The sequence below is a fragment of the Caulobacter sp. X genome (assembly GCF_002742635.1).
Taxonomy (GTDB): domain Bacteria; phylum Pseudomonadota; class Alphaproteobacteria; order Caulobacterales; family Caulobacteraceae; genus Caulobacter.
In genome coordinates this window covers 1,879,929-1,896,747 of sequence record NZ_PEGF01000001.1, presented here as the reverse complement: position 1 = coordinate 1,896,747, position 16,819 = coordinate 1,879,929, and the positions used below count along the sequence as shown (strand labels likewise).

The window sequence follows — 16,819 nt, the reverse complement described above, 5'->3', positions numbered from 1 at the left end:
AAGAAGGTGTCAACCGCCCGCTTCCTGCCAAGCCAAGGTGCGGCTATGGAGGACGCCATGGACCGACTGATCCTGATGCGCCACGGCAAGGCCGAGCGGCACGCCCAAAGCGGCGGCGACTTCGAGCGCGCGCTGGTCGACAGCGGCCGCGCCGACGCCGCCGTCATGGGGCGGATCCTGGCCGAGGCCGGCATCGCGCCCGACCTGCTGCTGGTCTCCTCGGCGCGACGCACGCGCGAGACGGCCGAGCGGGTGCTGATGGCTCATGACCAGAAGGCGCGGGTCGAGCATCTGCGCGATCTCTATCACGCCGATCCGGAAGACATCCTGCAGACGCTGGACGACCACGGCGACGGCGCCGGGACGGTGATGGTGGTCGGTCACAATCCGGGCCTGCACGAAATGGCGCTCCGGCTCGCGGTCCAGGGCGGCGCCTCGCCGATCCAGACCAACAAGCTGCGCGGCCGCTTCCCGACGGCCACGGTCGTCGTCTTCGGCTGGAATGGACAGAGCGCGCCGGTGCTGGAGCATCTCTTCTACGCTCATGAGAACGGCGGAGCCGGCGGCGAATGACCCTGATCTACAAGATCCTGTCCCGGGCCGAGTGGGCGACCGCCCAGGCCGCCGGCCGCTTCGAGGGCTCGGCCGTTGATCTGGCCGACGGCTTTATCCACCTCTCCGGCGCCGACCAGGCGCAAGAGACCGCCGCCAAGTGGTTCAAGGGCCAGGCCGGCCTCGTCCTGCTGGGCGTCGAGGCCGAGGGGCTGGGCGAGGCCCTGAAATGGGAAGCCTCGCGCGGCGGGGCGCTGTTCCCCCACCTCTATCGGCCGCTGCTGGTCAGCGAGGTCGTCAGCCAGCGTGATCTTGATCTGGACGCCGACGGCGTGCCGCAGTTGGGCGTTCTTTCCGCATGAGCCTTCACGACGTCGCCGCCCGCGCCCTGCACGCCTTCGATCCCGAGGACGCGCACGGCCTGGCCATCAAGGGGCTGAAGCTGGGGCTGGGACCGCGCGACGCCGGCCCGGATGATCCGATCCTGGCGATCCAGCTGGCGGGCCTGTTGCTACCCAACTGCATCGGCCTGGCCGCCGGCTTCGACAAGAACGCCGAGGTTCCCGACGCCATGCTGGCCGCGGGCTTCGGCTTCGTCGAGGCGGGCACCGTTACGCCCTTGGCCCAGGCCGGCAATCCGCGCCCGCGCCTGTTCCGCCTGACCGAAGACCAGGCGGTGATCAACCGCATGGGCTTCAATAATGGCGGGCTGGAGCCGTTCGCCCGTCGCCTGTCCGTCCGCAAGGGCCGCGGCGGTGTCGTGGGCGCCAATATCGGGGCCAACAAGGACGCGACCGACCGCATCCAGGACTATGTCACCGGCCTGACGCGCCTGTGGGGCCTGTCGGATTATTTCACCGCCAACATCTCCTCGCCCAACACCCCCGGCCTGCGCGCGCTGCAGACCAAGGCCGCGCTGGAGGAGCTGCTGGGCCGCCTGGCCGAGGCGAGGGCGGGCCTGAAGGCTCAGTCAGGCAGCGACTATCCGATCTTCCTGAAGGTCGCCCCCGACCTGGAAGACGGCGAGGTCGAGGCGATCGTCGAGACGGTGGTCGACGCGAAACTCGACGCGATCATCGTCAGCAACACCACCATCGCCCGCCCGGAGACCCTGAAGTCGCCTCTGGCCGGCGAGAGCGGCGGCCTGTCGGGCGCGCCGCTCCTGGAGGCGTCGACCGCTGTGCTCAAGCGCTTCCACGCCGCCTCGGCGGGCCGCGTGGCCTTGATCGGCGCCGGCGGCGTCGCCAGCGGCGCGGACGCCTACGCCAAGATCCGCGCCGGCGCCCAGGCCGTGCAGCTTTATTCGGCGCTGGTCTATGGCGGGCCGGGCCTCGTCACGCGGATCAAGCGCGAGCTGGCCGCGCGCTTGCGGGCCGACGGCTTCGCGGCCGTGCAAGACGCGGTCGGCGCCGCATGACGCGCGACCGGGCCCTGACGCTGCTGCGCCGTTTCGGGCCCCTGGCGCTGATCGTCGTGCTGTTTGTCGTCGCCTTCGCCAGCGGCCTGGCCGACCACATCTCGCTGGAAGAGCTGCGCGCGCGCGGCGCGGCGCTGCAGGCCTTCGCCCACGAAAAGCCGCTGCTGTGCGCGGCAATCTATCTGGCCATCTACGTCAGCTCGGTGGCGATCTCGCTGCCGGGCGCGCTGATCCTGTCGCTGACCGGGGGCTTCCTGTTCGGCCCGATCGGCGGCGGCTTCGCGGCCGTGACCGGCGCCACCGGCGGCTCGACCATCACCTATCTCGTCTTCCGCACGGCCTTTGGCGACATGCTGCGCAAGAAGCCGACCGCGTTTCTGGCCAAGGTCGAGGCGGGCTTCAAGGGCGACGCCTTCAACTATCTGCTGACCCTTCGCCTGATCCCCGCGTTTCCCTTGCTGGTGGTCAATGTGGCGGCGGGCGTCATGAACATCCGGGCGCGAACCTTCATCCTGGCCTCGATCCTGGGCATGATCCCAAGCTCGTTCGTCTATGCGGGGATCGGCGCGGGGTTGGGCCACATCTTCGCCAAGGGCGGGCCGGTGACGCTGGAGACCCTGTTCTCGCCGCGCATCTATCTGCCGATCATCGGCATGGGCGTGCTGGCCTTTCTGCCGCCGTTGTGGCGCCATTGGCGTAACGGGCGCCTGGCCGCGCCGCTGGACGAGAAGTAGCCGCCCCGGATGGTCGAAACGGTTTCGCCGTCAGAGACTGAGACCGCCGCGCCCCGGAAACGTTTTCCGTGGCCGGGCGGCCTGTCGGCGCGCCTGCTGCTGTTCACCCTGGTGGTGGTCGCGTTCGGCGGCTTGCTGATCCTGCCGCCGGCCCTGGCGGCCTATGAGGAGCAGTGGCTGCTGGACCGCGTGCGGGCCGGCGAACTGGCCTCGACCATCGCCGAGTCCGATCCGGAGCTGCGGGTCAGCGACGCTGTCGCCAACCAGATGTTCGACCAGGCCGGGGCGGTGACCGTGGCCGTGCAGGTCGACGGCGCCCGGCGCCTTGTTTTGCCGCCCAAGCAGCCGTTCGAGACCACGCCGTACCTCGTTGACCTGCGCCGCCAGAACCCGGGTTCGTGGCTCGCCGCCCCGTTCTTCACCTTGACCAGCCCCAAGGGCAGCATGGTCCGCGTGATGGCCGAGCCGCGCTACCGCAAGGCCGAGTTCGTCGAGGTGGTGCTGCCCGACGCCCCGCTGAAGGCCAAGCTGGTGGGGTATCTCTGGCAGCTTGCTGGGGTCACCCTGTTCGTCGCCAGTCTGGCGGGCCTCCTGGTCTACGCCTTCCTGAACATCTTCCTGGTCCGGCCGATGCAGCGCATCACCCGGGCGATGGAGGCTTTCCGCGGCGATCCGGACGATCCGGCCGCGCGTCTGGTTCCCTCCAATCGCCGCGACGAGATCGGCCGCGCCGAGCTGGAACTCGATCGCATGCAGTCCGACCTGCTGGCGGCGCTGGCGTCCAAGGCGCGCCTGGCCGCGCTGGGCGAGGCCGTGGCCAAGATCAATCACGACCTGCGCAACATGCTGACCAGCGCCCAGATGGCTTCGGATCGTCTGGCCGCCTTGGGCGACCCGAAGGTGGCCCAGGCCCTGCCGCGCCTGGAGCGCGCCTTGGACCGCGCCATCACCCTGGCCTCGGATGTCATGGCCTATGGCAAGTCCAAGGAGCCCGCGCCGGTGGTCCGCCCGACGCCGCTGCGGCCGGCGCTGGACATGGCGGCCGAGGATGCGGGCCTGACCGCCAAGGGCGTGACTCTGGAGACGGTGATCGATCCGCGCGAGCAGGTGCTGGCCGATCCGGACCAGCTGCACCGCATTCTCACGAACCTGCTGCGCAACGCCCGCGAGGCGATCGAGGGCGCGCCGGATCGGGGCGGCAAGGGCAAGGTGTTCGTCGAGCTGCGCCGCGCCGACGGCGCCAGCGTGCTGCGCCTGTCGGATGATGGCCCCGGCGTTCCCGAGCGGGCGCGGGCCAACCTGTTCCAGCCGTTCGTGGGCTCGGCGCGGCGCGGCGGCACGGGCCTGGGTCTGGCCATCGCGCGCGAGCTGGCCCAGGGTCATGGCGGAGACTTGGTGCTGGTGGAAACCGGACCGGGCGGTTCGGTGTTCGATCTGACACTGGCCGGCGTTCCCGAGCCGCTGCCCGAGCCTGACGATCGCGCCGACGCCTCGGCGAACTGATCCCTAGGAGCCTTGCGATGACGACCACCTGGACCATCGCGGTGAAGCTGGGCGCTTCGCCCGACCTCGCGCCCATTCACGAGATCACGGTCGAGGCACCCGACGCCCCGACCGCCTTGCGCCGCGTGGCGGCCATGGTCCAGGTCCAGGAAGCCGCCGACGCCGAGCTGCTGATCGACGGCCAGGAGGAGGTCTTCTCCCGCGCCGAGGTCGAGGCGGGCCTGGAAGAGCACCAGGCCCGCACCTGACTTTAGCGATTAGAGCCCCTTCGCCACGCCCTCGCGGCGGGGGTCGGCGCCGCCTTCCAGCATGTTGCCCGGGCGAACGATCACGCCCTGCAGGCCCGAGCCCTCGATCTGGCCGACCTTGACGTTGACGCCCCGCGCGTTCAGCGCCGCCAGCATCTCAGGACCGAACAGGTCGGCGTCGCCCGAATAGGTCTCGCCCCGCGCCACGACGTTTGGCAGCGAGACAGCCTGTTGCATGTTCAGGCCCCAGTAGAACACGCCGACCATGGCCTTCAGATTATAGGACAGGATGGCGTTGCCGCCCGGCGAGCCGACGGCGGCCAGGAACTTGCCCTTCTTGTCCAGCACGATGATCGGAGCCATCGAGGAGCGCGGCCGCTTGCCCGCCGCGATGGCGTTGGCCGCCGGGGCGCCGTCCTTCTCCTTCGGCGAGAACGAGAAGTCGGTCAGCTGGTTGTTCAGGAAGAAGCCGCCGACCATCCGGCCGTTGCCGAAGATGCTCTCGACCGTCGTGGTCATCGACACCACATTGCCTTGCGGGTCGACGACGACGAGGTGGGTGGTGCCGCCGGGCTCGTGGGTCATGTCGATCCCGACCTTCGGCGCGCCCTTCGGGTGGCCGAACGGCGGCGCGGCGCCGGCCTTGTCGGTGATCAGCTTGGCGCGCTCGGCGACGTACTGGGGATCCAGCAGGCCATCGACCGGCACCGTCACGAAGTCCGGATCGCCGACATAGCGATCACGGTCGGCGTACATGACGCGTTCGGCCTGGGCCAGCAGCGTCCAGGCCACGGGGTCGGTCGGGCCGCGCTTGCCAATGTCGGTGTGCTCCAGCATCCGCAGCGCCTGGATCACGGCTAGGCCGCTGGACTGCGGGTTGGGGACGCAGACGGTGTAGACTTTCCACGGCCGGCACAGGGCGGGCGCGACACGCGGCTTGTAGCTCTTGAGGTCCTGCAGGGTGATGCTGCTGGGCAGGTCGCCCTCGTGCAGGCGGTCGACGATCGCCTGGGCGATCGGGCCCTCCAGCAGGGCCGCCGGGCCCTTGGCCGCGATCTGGCGCACCGTCTCGGCATAGGCCGGGTTCTTCAGCACGTCGCCCGCCTGGTAGCGCGTTCCGTCGGGCTTGGTGAAGTACTTCACCGCGTCGGGCTGCGAGGCCTGCGGCGCGCGGCTGCTGATCATGCCCGCTAGGCGCGGGCTGACCACGAAGCCATCGTCGGCCAGTTTCTCGGCGTCCTTGAACAGCGTGTTCCAGGCGACCTTGCCGTGTTCCTTCTGGGCCACGGACAGCATGGCCACGGCGCCGGGCACGCCGGTGGAGCGGCCGGACAGCAGGGCCTTCACGAACGGCAGCGGTTTGCCGTCCGTATCCAGGAACATGTCGGGGCCGGCGCCGCCGGGGGCCTTTTCGCGGCCGTCATAGGCGGTCACCTTGCCGGTCTTGGCGTCGTAGAAGACCAGGAACGAGCCGCCGCCTAGGCCCGAGCTCTGCGGCTCCACCAGACCGAGGACCGCCTGGATCGCCACGGCCGCGTCCACCGCGCCGCCGCCGTCGCGCAGGACCCGCAGGCCCGCCTCGACCGCCAGAGGATTGGCCGCCGCCACCATGCCCTTCGAAACGGGCGACGTCGCCACGGGCCTGGGCGTGGGCATGCCCAGCGCGATGGACTCCGCGTTGGCGGCCAGCGGCGCGAAGGTCAGCTGAAGGGCGGCGGAAAGGGCGAGCAGGGAAGCGAAGCGACGCATACGGATCCTCAGGCAGACGAAGAGGGACGACCTGCCCGCCGTCCCGGAGGACTCCATGGACACCAAGGATGAGGCGCTGTCACGCCCAGATAAGCTGAGAAGGGCTTCATCGATCGCGCTTTGAGCGCCGCCGGGGCAGTCCATGCGCGAGACCGAACGCCGTTGCGCCAACTTTTCGAAATTATCCGTCAAACCGGGCTTGCGTCCCCCGAACGGCTGGGCTATCTCCCCCGCCTCGCCGCAAGGCAGTGCGCGCCCGTAGCTCAGCTGGATAGAGCATCAGACTACGAATCTGAGGGTCGGACGTTCGAATCGTTCCGGGCGCGCCATTTTCCTCCCAGCCTTTATTTTCAATGGGTTGGCGAGGGGCGCGGCAAGTTCTCGATCAACATTCGCATCGATTTTCCTCGCGCCTGATTTGCGTCGAGAGGCGGCCCCTGGGCGTTGTGATCGCGCGACCAGCCGCGGCGAATTTCCATCCTTGCCGTCCCGCCAGCTTCATGCCGCCGCGTCTTGGAGACGATCTCCAGGCATGAGCGACCGCGCGCACGCCGTCGGCGCGCCGCCGCCGGGAGGCCCCGTGTCTGGGCCACGTAGCGCGTAAGGCCCAGCTAAGCGACCGTGGCCCAAACGCTCCAGTACCTATTTTGAGTTTAATAAACTTAAGGTTGGCATTTAGAGTTTCTGCTACTGATACAGGTGTCTAACCGTAGATTGTTGGCGCCAAATAACAACCTCCGGAAGAGTGATTTGAGGTTCGAAGCTGTTCGCCCGTAGGCGCGGCTTCTGTGTGGCTTTCGGAAGCACGGCTAGGCCGCTTCCCCACGATTTTCTCGATCCGCTTTCGCCTCTTCAAGGAGAAATCCATGACTTTCAATCTCGTGCAGACGGTCTTCGCGCTGAATATGGCCGCCAACGCGGTGGCGGGCATCGACGACACGCCGCAAAATCTTCAGAGCCTTTTCAGCGCCTATCTCAATGGCGGACCTCTTCCTTCGCCCTATGGCGTCTACGAGCCCAATACCGACACCTTCACCACGACCGCGCCTGGCTTTTTCAACAGTCTTGACGGCTCCCTTCTCGGCGATTGGGAAGTCGTCTGGGGACCGGCGGTCTATGTGGATCTGGCGAAAAACATGACGACCGGCGAGGCGACCAATTCCGCCTTTGTCGCCAAGAGCGTGTCGAACAACGCCTATGTCGTCGCGATCGCCGGCACCAACTTCAAGTCTGTCGAGGACTGGCTGGCCGAAGACGTGAGCGTCGATCCGGCCCAGCGCGTGGCCTGGACCGACTTCAACCCGGCGGGGCTTCAGATTCTGACGGAGCAGGAGAAGGACAACCCCATACGCGCCATGATCGACGCGGGATCGGCGCTCGGCGTCAGCAATCTGGTCACCCAACTGACCGATCCCAACCAGCAGCAAGCCGACATGCGGACCTTGACCGGGTTTCTGCGGCAGCTTCCCAGCACGGATGGCTACCTGCAGGGCTCGACCCTCTATTTCACGGGGCATAGCCTGGGCGGCGCGCTGACCCAGGTCATCGCCCTCTATCTCTTTGCGCAGCTGGAGGCGAATGGCTGGGCGAAGATTCGCACCTTGCCCACGGCGGGCCCGACGCCCGGCAACCTGGGCTTCCAGATGCTGTACGACCACACATTCAAGCCTGGCTTCGATCCGACCGGCTTCGCCGCAGTCCCCAACTGGAGCGCCGACGTCATCAGCAGCGGCGACGTCGTTCCGGCGGCGTGGAACAATCTCACCAGCGCGTTCACGCTCAATGTCGACCAGGCGGGCAACTACGCCTCGTTCTATGGAGAGCTGTCGCCCAATCCGATTGATTTCAAGGTTCTCTGGCTGAACTTCGAGGTTAAGAAGGCGCCGTTCGGCAAGGTGATGGGCGACCTGATGCTGGCGATCACGGCCTTCGTCGGCGAGTTCTATTGGCCAGTCTTCCAGACCGCTTTCACGCCGACCCCCGGCTTCTATCAACGCACCGACGGCTATGTGACGTGGCAGCCGTTCCCGCTCGCCACGGACGCCGACCCCATTCTCGATCTGAAGGCGCTGGGGCCTTATGTCCTTCACGCCCACACGTCCCAGTACAACTACTACTTCGGGATCGGCGTGGTGCCGCAGTTCCCGACTGTGCAGGGCGGCTAGGACTTCAAGCGATCGATGCGGCGCGATCAGGCGTTGGTCCTATCAACGTCGGGTCGCGTCACGTTGTCGGGGGCGTCTCCAGGCCTCGCCACCGCATCCGAATGTGGCTGGGGAAGGCGGATGGCTCCTCCTCAAAGCCCAGTCGGGCATAGAGGCGGCGGGCGCCGTGATTGGTCTTTTCGACGTACAGGCTCAGGGCGTCGGCGCCGGCCTCGACGGCCGCCGTCTGAATCGCCCGGATCAGGGCGCCGCCAAGCCCCGCGCCGCGCGCCTTGGCGAGCAGGCTCAGATCGATGGCCTTCCACTCGCGGTCGCTGCGATCAAGGTACAGGCGACCGATCGTTTCGCGGCGACCGTCGGGATCGATCCGCTCGATCACCCAGAAGTCCGCGGTCGGGTTGCGCTGCAGATAGTGCAGGTGCTGCAGGCGGAACTGGTCCTTGATGAACGCCTGCTTTTGGGCTTCCGGCCACGGCGCGACGCCCAGCTCGACCGCGCGCGTCTCGCCGTAGAGCTTGAGCAGGAATGGAAGGTCGGCGGACCGCGCCGGACGCAGGGCCAGACCCGGGACGACGGGCAGGGCGCGCGCGGCGCCTCTCGGAAAGGGAGGGAGGGCCGAAAGCGGCGCCGAAGCCAACGTGGGATGGCTTGCGCCCGTCAGCGCGACATGGTGACCTTGCGCGCCAGGGTTTTTCCTCATCGATTTTCGCGCCTAGGGAGAAGGTCTTGCGATTGCTGACGCCTGAAGATTTCGAGCCATGGGTTGGCCGCCAGGTGCGTATCAATACACTGCCTCGCCCGGTCGAGGTGCTGCTGGCGCGCATCGAGCGGATGCCCCGACTGCCCGGCCTCGATATCCGCGACCGTTTCAGCCTGATGTTCGAGGCGCCGCTCAACGTCATGCTGATGGACGCCGCCTATGAGTTCGACTGTGGGCGAGGCGGTCCGTATCAGATCCACATCAATCAGCTGATACCGACGCCTCAAGCGCGCCGATATCAGGCGATCTTCACCTGACCCGGCGCGCGCCTCGGCGTGGCGTCTAGTTGGGGTTTTCCGGCCAGATGCCGACGGAAGCGATGATGGTGGTCACCGCCAGGAACGGCGGCATGGTGGGGAAGGGCGCGCTATTCCCCGTATTCTGTATGGTGATCGTGGGTCCGCTGTAGTGAGCGTTGACCTGGAAGCCGCCCAGGGGAACCGGCGTGCCAGAGGTATTGGCCGGGACATAAAGCACAGGCGAGGTGTCTGTTTCGAGGGCCGTTCCCAGATACGCCCCGGGCGTGGGTTGGGGCGTCTCGTCCGTCGCGCTCACGCCGCTCATCGCCACCATGCCCCCGGTAATGGCCACGCCGCCGCCTGAAACCGTTGGCGTATGCGAGTGCGTAGGCAAGTTCGCGAGGCCCAGGGTCTGCTGCTCGAAGCCGCCGTTCGCGGCCAGCTGGCGAGGCGTCAGCCCCGGGCCCGCGCCCGTGCCGATCAAGGTCCGTCCCCGCGCGTCGGGCAGGCCGAAGGTCGATGTGCCGTTGCCGCCATAGCGATTGCCGAGCAGGGCGAACAGCGCGTTGTTCTGGCTGATCTGCAGGATCTGCCCCTGGCAGGTCATCCAGTTGACCGGGGCGTAGGCGAAGCCGACCTGCATGATCTGGCCGATGAATGGATCCGACATGAGAACCTCCCTGTGGGTTGTCTAAAGGCCTCGTCCCCAAAACGGGGACGCGCCTGACGGCGTCTCTCTGGAGGTCTGGAAGAGGCCGAAACACCACGCAGCGCTTGTCCAGGGGTCTCCTGTGTGCGAGCTTGACTGCAACCGTGGGGCGAATTTTAGCTTCGGTATGTGATTAAATGCACATCACGGCCAGGGCGCTACCATAATAAGTAGAGCCATCGCGCCGAGGCGGAAAAGAGCGCCTCCCCGCGACAGTTGCTGATTGAGTTCCAGCGTTTGGCGCCTCAGCGCCGACAGTATCCAGTCAAAATTCGCGCGATCGCCGACCACCTTTTATTCGGTGTCGCGCGTCCGGGGGGAAGCGATGTTCGCGAAGATCGGTCGCGGGCTTGGCGCGGCGTGCGCGAAGTCCGTTCGTCATGTCCACGGCGTCGGCGTCGCCGTGATGCTGATGGCCGCTGGCTTGGCGCCGTCCATCGCCCAGGCGCAAAGCGCTGGTTGTATGGCCGTCAATGACGGTTCGATTGACTTCACGGCAAAGATTGTGGCCGGCGACCCGAGACAGCCGGAGACGACCTCGGTCGCCACGTCCAACTCGTATGCGCTGTCGATGATCAAGGTGACGGCGGGATACACGGACAATGTTGCGACCACGTTCGTCCCTGGCGTGCTGCCCTTCACCATCGGCGATCGGATCGATTTCACCGCCAACGTCACCCAGTTTTCCAGCTCCTCGGGCGGCGTCCGTATTCGCTTCCGGATCAATAACAGCGTGATCGGTCTTCCCACCGGAGCGCGGGTCACTCCAGACGCGCCCGGCATCGGCACCTACACCGGCTATTACACGGTGGCGTCGGGGCTGACCGGCATCGGGCTGTCGATTGACCATCCGACCCAGAGCTCCACCACCAGCATCACCGCCACCTGCACGCCCTATGTGGACGCCGGGCTCACGCTCGGGGTTTCGATGTCGCACAGCGGCACGCCCCAGCAGGGCGGCACGGTCGACTACACGATCACGCCTAGCGCGAGCGGGGCTGGTACCGGCTCAAATCTATCACTGACGTTCAGCCTGCCTTCCGGTCTCAGCTACAATTCCGGCTCCGGTTCGGGCTGGAGCTGCACGTCCACGCGCTGCGTCTATTCGAACACCATCGCCAACGGCGCCAGCGGCAACCCGCTGACCTTGCGCCTGAACGTCGCCGCCAACGCCGCGTCAAGTCTGACGCCTAGCGTCACGCTTTCGGGGGGGAACGCGGGCAGTTCCGCGAACGCCAGCGACCCGACGACAATCTCCGTGGTTCAGACACCGGCGTCGGTGACGGTCGCCGGCGGCAACAGCCAGAGCGCATCGGTCAATGCGGCCTTCGCCACCCCGCTCAGCGTGACGGTGCGCGATGGCTCGAACGCGGTGATCCCGAACACCTCGGTGACCTTCACGGCGCCCGCCTCCGGCGCCAGCGGGACCTTCTCGAATTCGAGCAACACCATCACCGTGACCACCAATGGCTCGGGCGTCGCGTCGGCGGGAACGTTCACCGCCAATGGGACGACCGGGAGTTATTCGGTGACGGCGACGGCCGGCTCGGCGTCGACGACCTTCAGTCTCACCAACAGCGCGGCGGCGACGCCGCCGACGGTGACGGGGATCTCGCCCACCTCCGGCTCGACCGCGGGCGGGACGTCGGTGGTCATCACCGGGACCCATTTCACCGGCGCGACGGCGGTGACTTTCGGGTCTACCGCCGCTTCCAGCTTCACGGTCGACAGCGCGACCCAGATCACCGCGACCTCCCCGGCGGGCGCCGCGGGGACCGTGGACGTCTCGGTGCAGACCCCATCCGGAACCAGCGCGACCGGCGCGGCCGACCAGTTCACCTATGTCGCCGCGCCGGCGACGCCCACGATCACCAGTTCGCCGCCGTCGCTGACCAACAGCGGCAACGCGACCTTCCAATTCAGCCTCGCCTCCGGGACGGCGGAATGCGCGATCGACGGCGGCGGCTTCTCTGCCTGCACAAGCCCGAAATCGTACGCGGGCCTGGCGGACGGCAGCCGCACCTTCCAGGTCAAGGCGGTCAATTCGGGCGTCTACAGCAGCGCCGCCAGCTACAGCTGGACCGTCGACACGACCGCGCCGAGCGCGCCCGCGGTCTCGTCGCCCGCCAACGCCTCCTCGCGCGGGGTCTCGCAGAAAGGCGTCTCCGGGACCGCCGAGGCCAATAGCACGGTGACGGTCTATCTGGACGGCTCCAGCGACGGCGCGACCACGGCCGACGGCGCGGGCGCGTGGAGCTATACGCTCACGGCGCTAACGGCCGGATCTCACACGGTGAAGGCGCGCGCGACCGACGCGGCCGGCAATACGTCGTCCGATTCCGCCTCGAACACCTTCACGGCGGTGGCGGCGTTGACCGCGACCCAGGCGGTGTCCTCGATCTCGGCAACGATCAACACCGCCCTGACGACCGTCCAGCCGGTCACCACCAGCGGCGGCCTGGCCCCGATCACCTATGCGCTGAGCGGCGGGTCCCTGCCGACCGGCGTGTCGTTCAGCACCTCCACCGGCCAGTTGTCCGGCACGCCCACCACGACCCTGTCGAGCACGACCTTCACGGTCACCGCGACGGACGCCCTGTCGCAGACCGCCGCCCAGACCTTCAGCCTGACGGTCGCCAACGCGACCCAGACGATCAGCTTCCAGTCCTCGGCGCCGTCGTCGGCGGTGGTGGGCGGGGCGACCTATACGCCCTCGGCGACCGCGACCTCCGGCCTCAGCGTCTCGTTCAGCATCGACAGCGGCAGCAGCGCCGTCTGTACGATCTCGGGCGGCGTCGTCAGCTTCACCGGCGTGGGGACGTGCCGGGTCAACGCCGACCAGGCGGGGAATGGCGCCTACAGCGCCGCGCCTCAAACGCATCAATCGTTCTCGGTCGGGGCGGGAACCCAGACCATCAGCTTCACCTCGACCGCGCCCGCAGCCGCCAAGGTCTCGGGAGCGACCTATACGCCCACCGCGACGGCGACCTCGGGATTGTCGGTGACCTTCAGCATCGACAGCGGCAGCAGCGCGGTCTGCGCGCTCTCCGGCGGCGTGGTCAGCTTTACGGGCGTTGGAACCTGCCTGGTGAACGCCAACCAGGGCGGCAACGGCGCCTATGGCGCCGCGGCCCAGGTTCAGCAGTCCTTCAGCGTCGCCAAGGGCGACCAGACGATCAGCTTCAGCGCCTTGTCCAATGTCGCCATCACGGCCTCGCCCGTGACCTTGAGCGCCACCGCGGGGTCCGGTCTGGCGGTGGCCTTCACCAGCACCACGACCAGCGTCTGCACCGTGTCGGGAACCACCTTGACCCTGGTGGCGCAAGGAACCTGCTCGGTCGACGCCAACCAGGCCGGCAACACGAACTGGAACGCCGCGCCGACCGTCAGCCGCAGCTTCACGGTGCTGCCGGCCACCCTGGCGCTGTCGACCGGGGCGGCCGGCACGACCAAGGTCGGCGTCGCCTTCAGCCAGGCGAACACGGCGACCGGCGGCGTCACGCCCTACCACTTCACGGTCAGCGCCGGCGCCCTGCCGGCGGGGGTCAGTCTTGACGCGAGCACCGGAACCGTCAGCGGGACGCCGACGACCGCGGGGGCGTTCAGCTACGCCGTTTCGGTGACGGACTCGAATGGTTCGCCCGGAACGGTCGCCGGGACGACGGTCTCCGGAACGATCGCCAAGGGGACGCAGACCCTGACCTTCACCTCGACGGCGCCGACGAACGCCAGCGCTGGCGGCGCGACCTACACGGTCGCCGCGACGTCCAGCGCCAGCCTGACGCCGACCTATTCGATCACGGGGGGCGGCGGCAGCGTCTGCACGATCAGCGGCGCGACGGTCAGCTTTGTCGCGACGGGCAGCTGCGTGGTGGCCGCCGATCAGGCCGGGAACGCCAATTACGATCCGGCTGCGACCGTGACCCAGACCATCAGCGTGGCCAGCCCGCCGACCGCCGCCGCCAAGTCGGGTGTTGTCGTTCCCTTCAACAGCCCGGGTCTGGCTATTGATCTAAGCGCCAGCATCACGGGCGGCGCGCATACCTCGATCGCCGTGACGACCGCGCCCGCCCATGGATCGACGACGATCGCGGGCGACGTCGTCACCTATGTTCCGGCCGACGGATATTTTGGCGCCGACAGCTTTGCCTATACCGCGACGGGCCCAGGCGGCGCGTCGGCTCCGGCCACGGTAAGCCTGACGGTGGAGACGCCGAACGCGCCCATCGTCGCCGACCTCTCCGCGGAGGTCGCCTTCAACTCGACCGGCCAGGCGATTGGTCTGCAGGTGACGGGCGTCTTTACGACCGTGAGTCTCGCGGGCGGAGCGGCCCATGGCGCCGTTTCTCTCAGCGGAAACACCGCGACCTACGTTCCCGAGCCCGGCTATTTCGGCGCGGACGGCTTCACCTATACGGCGACCGGTCCAGGCGGCGTCTCCAAGCCCGCCACGGTGTCGTTGACGATCGCATCGCCTAGCGCGCCCACCGTCAGCGGCGTCAGCGCCGAAGTGTTCTCCAACGACACGGGCCAATCGATCGGTCTGTCGGTGTCGGGTGTCTACACCAGCGTGGTCCTGGTCTCGGGACCCAGCCACGGCTCGGTGACCATCAGCGGCGCGACGGCGATCTATACGCCCAACAGCGGCTACGCCGGGGCCGACAGCTTCAGCTTCGCGGCGGTCGGTCCGGGCGGAACGTCGGCGGCCGCCGGGGCCAGCATCACGGTCTTGGCGCCGCCGCCGCCGCCGACTCCGCTGCCCACCAACGTCAACGCGGCGGGCGCCTCGGTCGAAGGCGGCTCTTCGGTCGACGTCAATCTCTCGACGCTGGTCGTGGGCGTCTACAACGTCCTCGAAATCGCCGCGCCGCCCCGCAACGGCACGGTGACGCTGATCGGCCCGGGAGGGACTTCGATCGCCTCTCCGCGCGCCGCGCGCGCCGCGCCGACCGAGGCCAGCGGAGGGTGGACCGCCGTCTATGCCCCTAATCCTGGCTTCATCGGCAAGGACTCCTTCCAGTTCGTGGCGATCGGGCCGGGAGGCCGCTCCGAACCGGCGACCGTAACCATTCTGGTCGGCGTGAGCCTGCCGGTCGCCCAGTCCAAGACCGCCCAGGCCGTCGACGGCCAGACGGTCTCCGTCGACCTTCTGGCCGGCGCGACGGGCGGCCCGTTCACGGGCGCCGAAATCCTGTCAATCACGCCGGCCAGCGCGGCCAGCGCGAAGATCGTCAAGGGCGGAACAAGCGACGCGCCGACCTACAGCCTGGACGTGACGGCCCGGACGCATTTCTCCGGCGACGTGGTTGTTGGCTATCGCTTGCTGAACCCCTTTGGCGAGTCGGCGCCGGCGACGGTGACCGTCACCGTCATCGCGCGACCCGATCCGTCGCTGGACCCCGCGGTGCGCGCGCTTTCCGATACGCAGGTCGAGGCCGCTCGCCGCTTCGCGCGCTCCCAGACGGCCAATTTCATGGATCGCGCCCAGCAGCTGCATGGCGGCGGAGGCGGCGACGCCATGGCGATCCGGATGAACCCCCGCGATCTCTCCGACCCGCATCACGACGGTCTGTTGGCGGCTCGCGACGACCAGTTCGGGCTTACCGATTGGCGGCGCGGACCGGGCGCGAGCGATATGGCGGCGGGTCAGGACGAAGGGCGGGGTGCGGCGGGGCGCCGTCTCGCGTCGCCCCGTGCGGGCGCAGCGCTCGGACGAAGCAACCTGGCGGCGCCGGCGTCCGACGACTCCGACGACGGCGATGGCGACGGGCGGGGCGGTCCGCGCGCGGTCGGAAAGGTCGCGCTCTGGACCGGCGGCGCGATCGAGGTCGGGACCATGGATCGCCGCAAGGGGCGCGCCAAGATCACCCTGTCCAGCTCGGGCCTGTCGGTCGGCGCGGACGTCAAGCTCGCTGAATGGGCGACGGTCGGCGTCGGCGGCGGATATGGCGAAGACATCAGCCGCATCGACTCGGGCGCCGCCCGGGTGCGGAGCGAAAGTCAGGTGGCGGCCGCCTATGGCAGCTTCGAGCCGCTGCAGGGCGCCTTTGTCGACACCGTCATTGGCCACGGAAAGCTCGACTATCGCACCCGCCGCGCCGTCGAGGCCAACGGCATGACCGCGCTTGGCCGACGCAAGGGCGATATGACCTTCGGCGCCTTGTCCTTCGGCGTGGATCGACAGGACGCCGGGATCCATTGGTCGAGCTACGGTCGCTTCGAGTGGCTGAAGGGCGACCTGAACGCGTACGCCGAGACCGGCGCCGACCGGTACGGGCTCCGCTTCGACGCCCGCGACGTTCAGTCCCTGACGGGGGCGCTGGGGGCCAAGCTCGAATTCAAGCGCGATCTCCGCTTCGGCGTCGTCACGCCGAGGATCGGCGCTGAGTGGCTTCACGAGTTCCGCGGCGTCGGAGCGCAGGGACTGGACTACGCCGATGTCGAAGGCCCTTCGAGCTATCGGATCTCCACGGTCGACTGGCGTCGCGAGCAATACCATCTTTCGCTCGGCGGGCGCCTTGTGACGCCATCGCGCTGGATGGTGGACATGGAGGTCGGGTATCGCGGCTCGGCCAGCGAGGGCGTCGGACAGCTGCGACTGCGGGTCGTAAAGCCGCTGTGAGGCTGGCGAGGAGGCTGGCAGGACGGTCTCCTCGCCGCGCCGGAGCCGCCTCGTCGCGCGCCATTTTCCTGGCCTCTCTTGCGGCTCAGGGGCGCGCTCGACGTGGTCGCGCGCTCGGGGG

At 68.1% G+C, this 16,819-nt stretch carries 12 protein-coding genes and 1 tRNA gene; 10 read left to right on the top strand and 3 right to left on the bottom strand.

Going from position 1 to position 16,819, the window contains the following annotated elements; all coding sequences use genetic code 11:
- Positions 1-57: 57 nt before the first annotated feature.
- The 6 genes from CSW60_RS08725 to CSW60_RS08700 are packed head-to-tail and all read left to right on the top strand — an operon-like array spanning position 58 to position 4,454.
- Positions 58-573 (top strand): histidine phosphatase family protein, encoded by a 516-nt coding sequence (locus CSW60_RS08725; RefSeq protein WP_099537618.1) that lies wholly within the window; start codon positions 58-60, stop codon positions 571-573.
- Positions 570-914 carry a DUF952 domain-containing protein gene (locus tag CSW60_RS08720; RefSeq protein ID WP_099536883.1) on the top strand — a complete coding sequence of 115 codons (345 nt, stop codon included), beginning with the start codon at positions 570-572 and terminating at the stop codon, positions 912-914. The genes CSW60_RS08725 and CSW60_RS08720 overlap by 4 nt, the downstream gene beginning before the upstream one ends.
- On the top strand, positions 911-1,969 hold the full coding sequence (locus tag CSW60_RS08715) for a quinone-dependent dihydroorotate dehydrogenase (protein ID WP_099536882.1): 1,059 nt from the start codon (positions 911-913) through the stop codon (positions 1,967-1,969). The genes CSW60_RS08720 and CSW60_RS08715 overlap by 4 nt, the downstream gene beginning before the upstream one ends.
- The gene (locus CSW60_RS08710) at positions 1,966-2,703 is read left to right on the top strand and encodes a TVP38/TMEM64 family protein (protein ID WP_099536881.1); all 738 of its coding nucleotides are present in this window, start codon (positions 1,966-1,968) and stop codon (positions 2,701-2,703) included. Before CSW60_RS08715 ends, CSW60_RS08710 begins: the two co-directional genes overlap by 4 nt.
- A gap of 9 nt (positions 2,704-2,712) precedes the next feature.
- Positions 2,713-4,206: a HAMP domain-containing sensor histidine kinase gene (locus tag CSW60_RS08705; RefSeq protein ID WP_099536880.1), complete on the top strand. Its 1,494-nt coding sequence runs from the start codon at positions 2,713-2,715 to the stop codon at positions 4,204-4,206.
- A gap of 17 nt (positions 4,207-4,223) precedes the next feature.
- The gene (locus CSW60_RS08700; protein ID WP_099536879.1) at positions 4,224-4,454 is read left to right on the top strand and encodes a hypothetical protein; all 231 of its coding nucleotides are present in this window, start codon (positions 4,224-4,226) and stop codon (positions 4,452-4,454) included.
- A gap of 9 nt (positions 4,455-4,463) precedes the next feature.
- Here the strand turns inward: CSW60_RS08700 and ggt are convergent, their stop codons facing one another.
- Positions 4,464-6,203: a gamma-glutamyltransferase gene (gene ggt, locus CSW60_RS08695; RefSeq protein WP_099536878.1), complete on the bottom strand. Its 1,740-nt coding sequence runs from the start codon at positions 6,201-6,203 to the stop codon at positions 4,464-4,466.
- Between the two features lie 252 nt (positions 6,204-6,455).
- Here ggt and CSW60_RS08690 point away from each other — a divergent pair.
- Positions 6,456-6,532 (top strand) — tRNA-Arg (locus tag CSW60_RS08690).
- Positions 6,533-7,069: 537 nt separating this feature from the next.
- The gene (locus tag CSW60_RS08685) at positions 7,070-8,368 is read left to right on the top strand and encodes a hypothetical protein (protein ID WP_099536877.1); all 1,299 of its coding nucleotides are present in this window, start codon (positions 7,070-7,072) and stop codon (positions 8,366-8,368) included.
- 58 nt (positions 8,369-8,426) lie between these two features.
- On the opposite strand, the gene CSW60_RS08680 is transcribed toward CSW60_RS08685, so the two are convergent.
- On the bottom strand, positions 8,427-9,068 hold the full coding sequence (locus tag CSW60_RS08680) for a GNAT family N-acetyltransferase (protein WP_099536876.1): 642 nt from the start codon (positions 9,066-9,068) through the stop codon (positions 8,427-8,429).
- Positions 9,069-9,094: 26 nt separating this feature from the next.
- On the opposite strand from CSW60_RS08680, the gene CSW60_RS08675 reads away from it, so the two are divergent.
- Positions 9,095-9,385, top strand: a complete 291-nt coding sequence (locus tag CSW60_RS08675) for a hypothetical protein (RefSeq protein WP_099536875.1) — start codon at positions 9,095-9,097, stop codon at positions 9,383-9,385.
- Positions 9,386-9,410: 25 nt separating this feature from the next.
- Here the strand turns inward: CSW60_RS08675 and CSW60_RS08670 are convergent, their stop codons facing one another.
- The gene (locus tag CSW60_RS08670) at positions 9,411-10,037 is read right to left on the bottom strand and encodes a phage tail protein (protein ID WP_099536874.1); all 627 of its coding nucleotides are present in this window, start codon (positions 10,035-10,037) and stop codon (positions 9,411-9,413) included.
- A gap of 364 nt (positions 10,038-10,401) precedes the next feature.
- On the opposite strand from CSW60_RS08670, the gene CSW60_RS08665 reads away from it, so the two are divergent.
- A complete protein-coding gene (locus CSW60_RS08665; protein WP_099536873.1) occupies positions 10,402-16,698 on the top strand; it encodes an autotransporter domain-containing protein in 6,297 nt (2,098 codons plus the stop codon).
- The last annotated feature ends 121 nt before the right edge of the window (positions 16,699-16,819 follow it).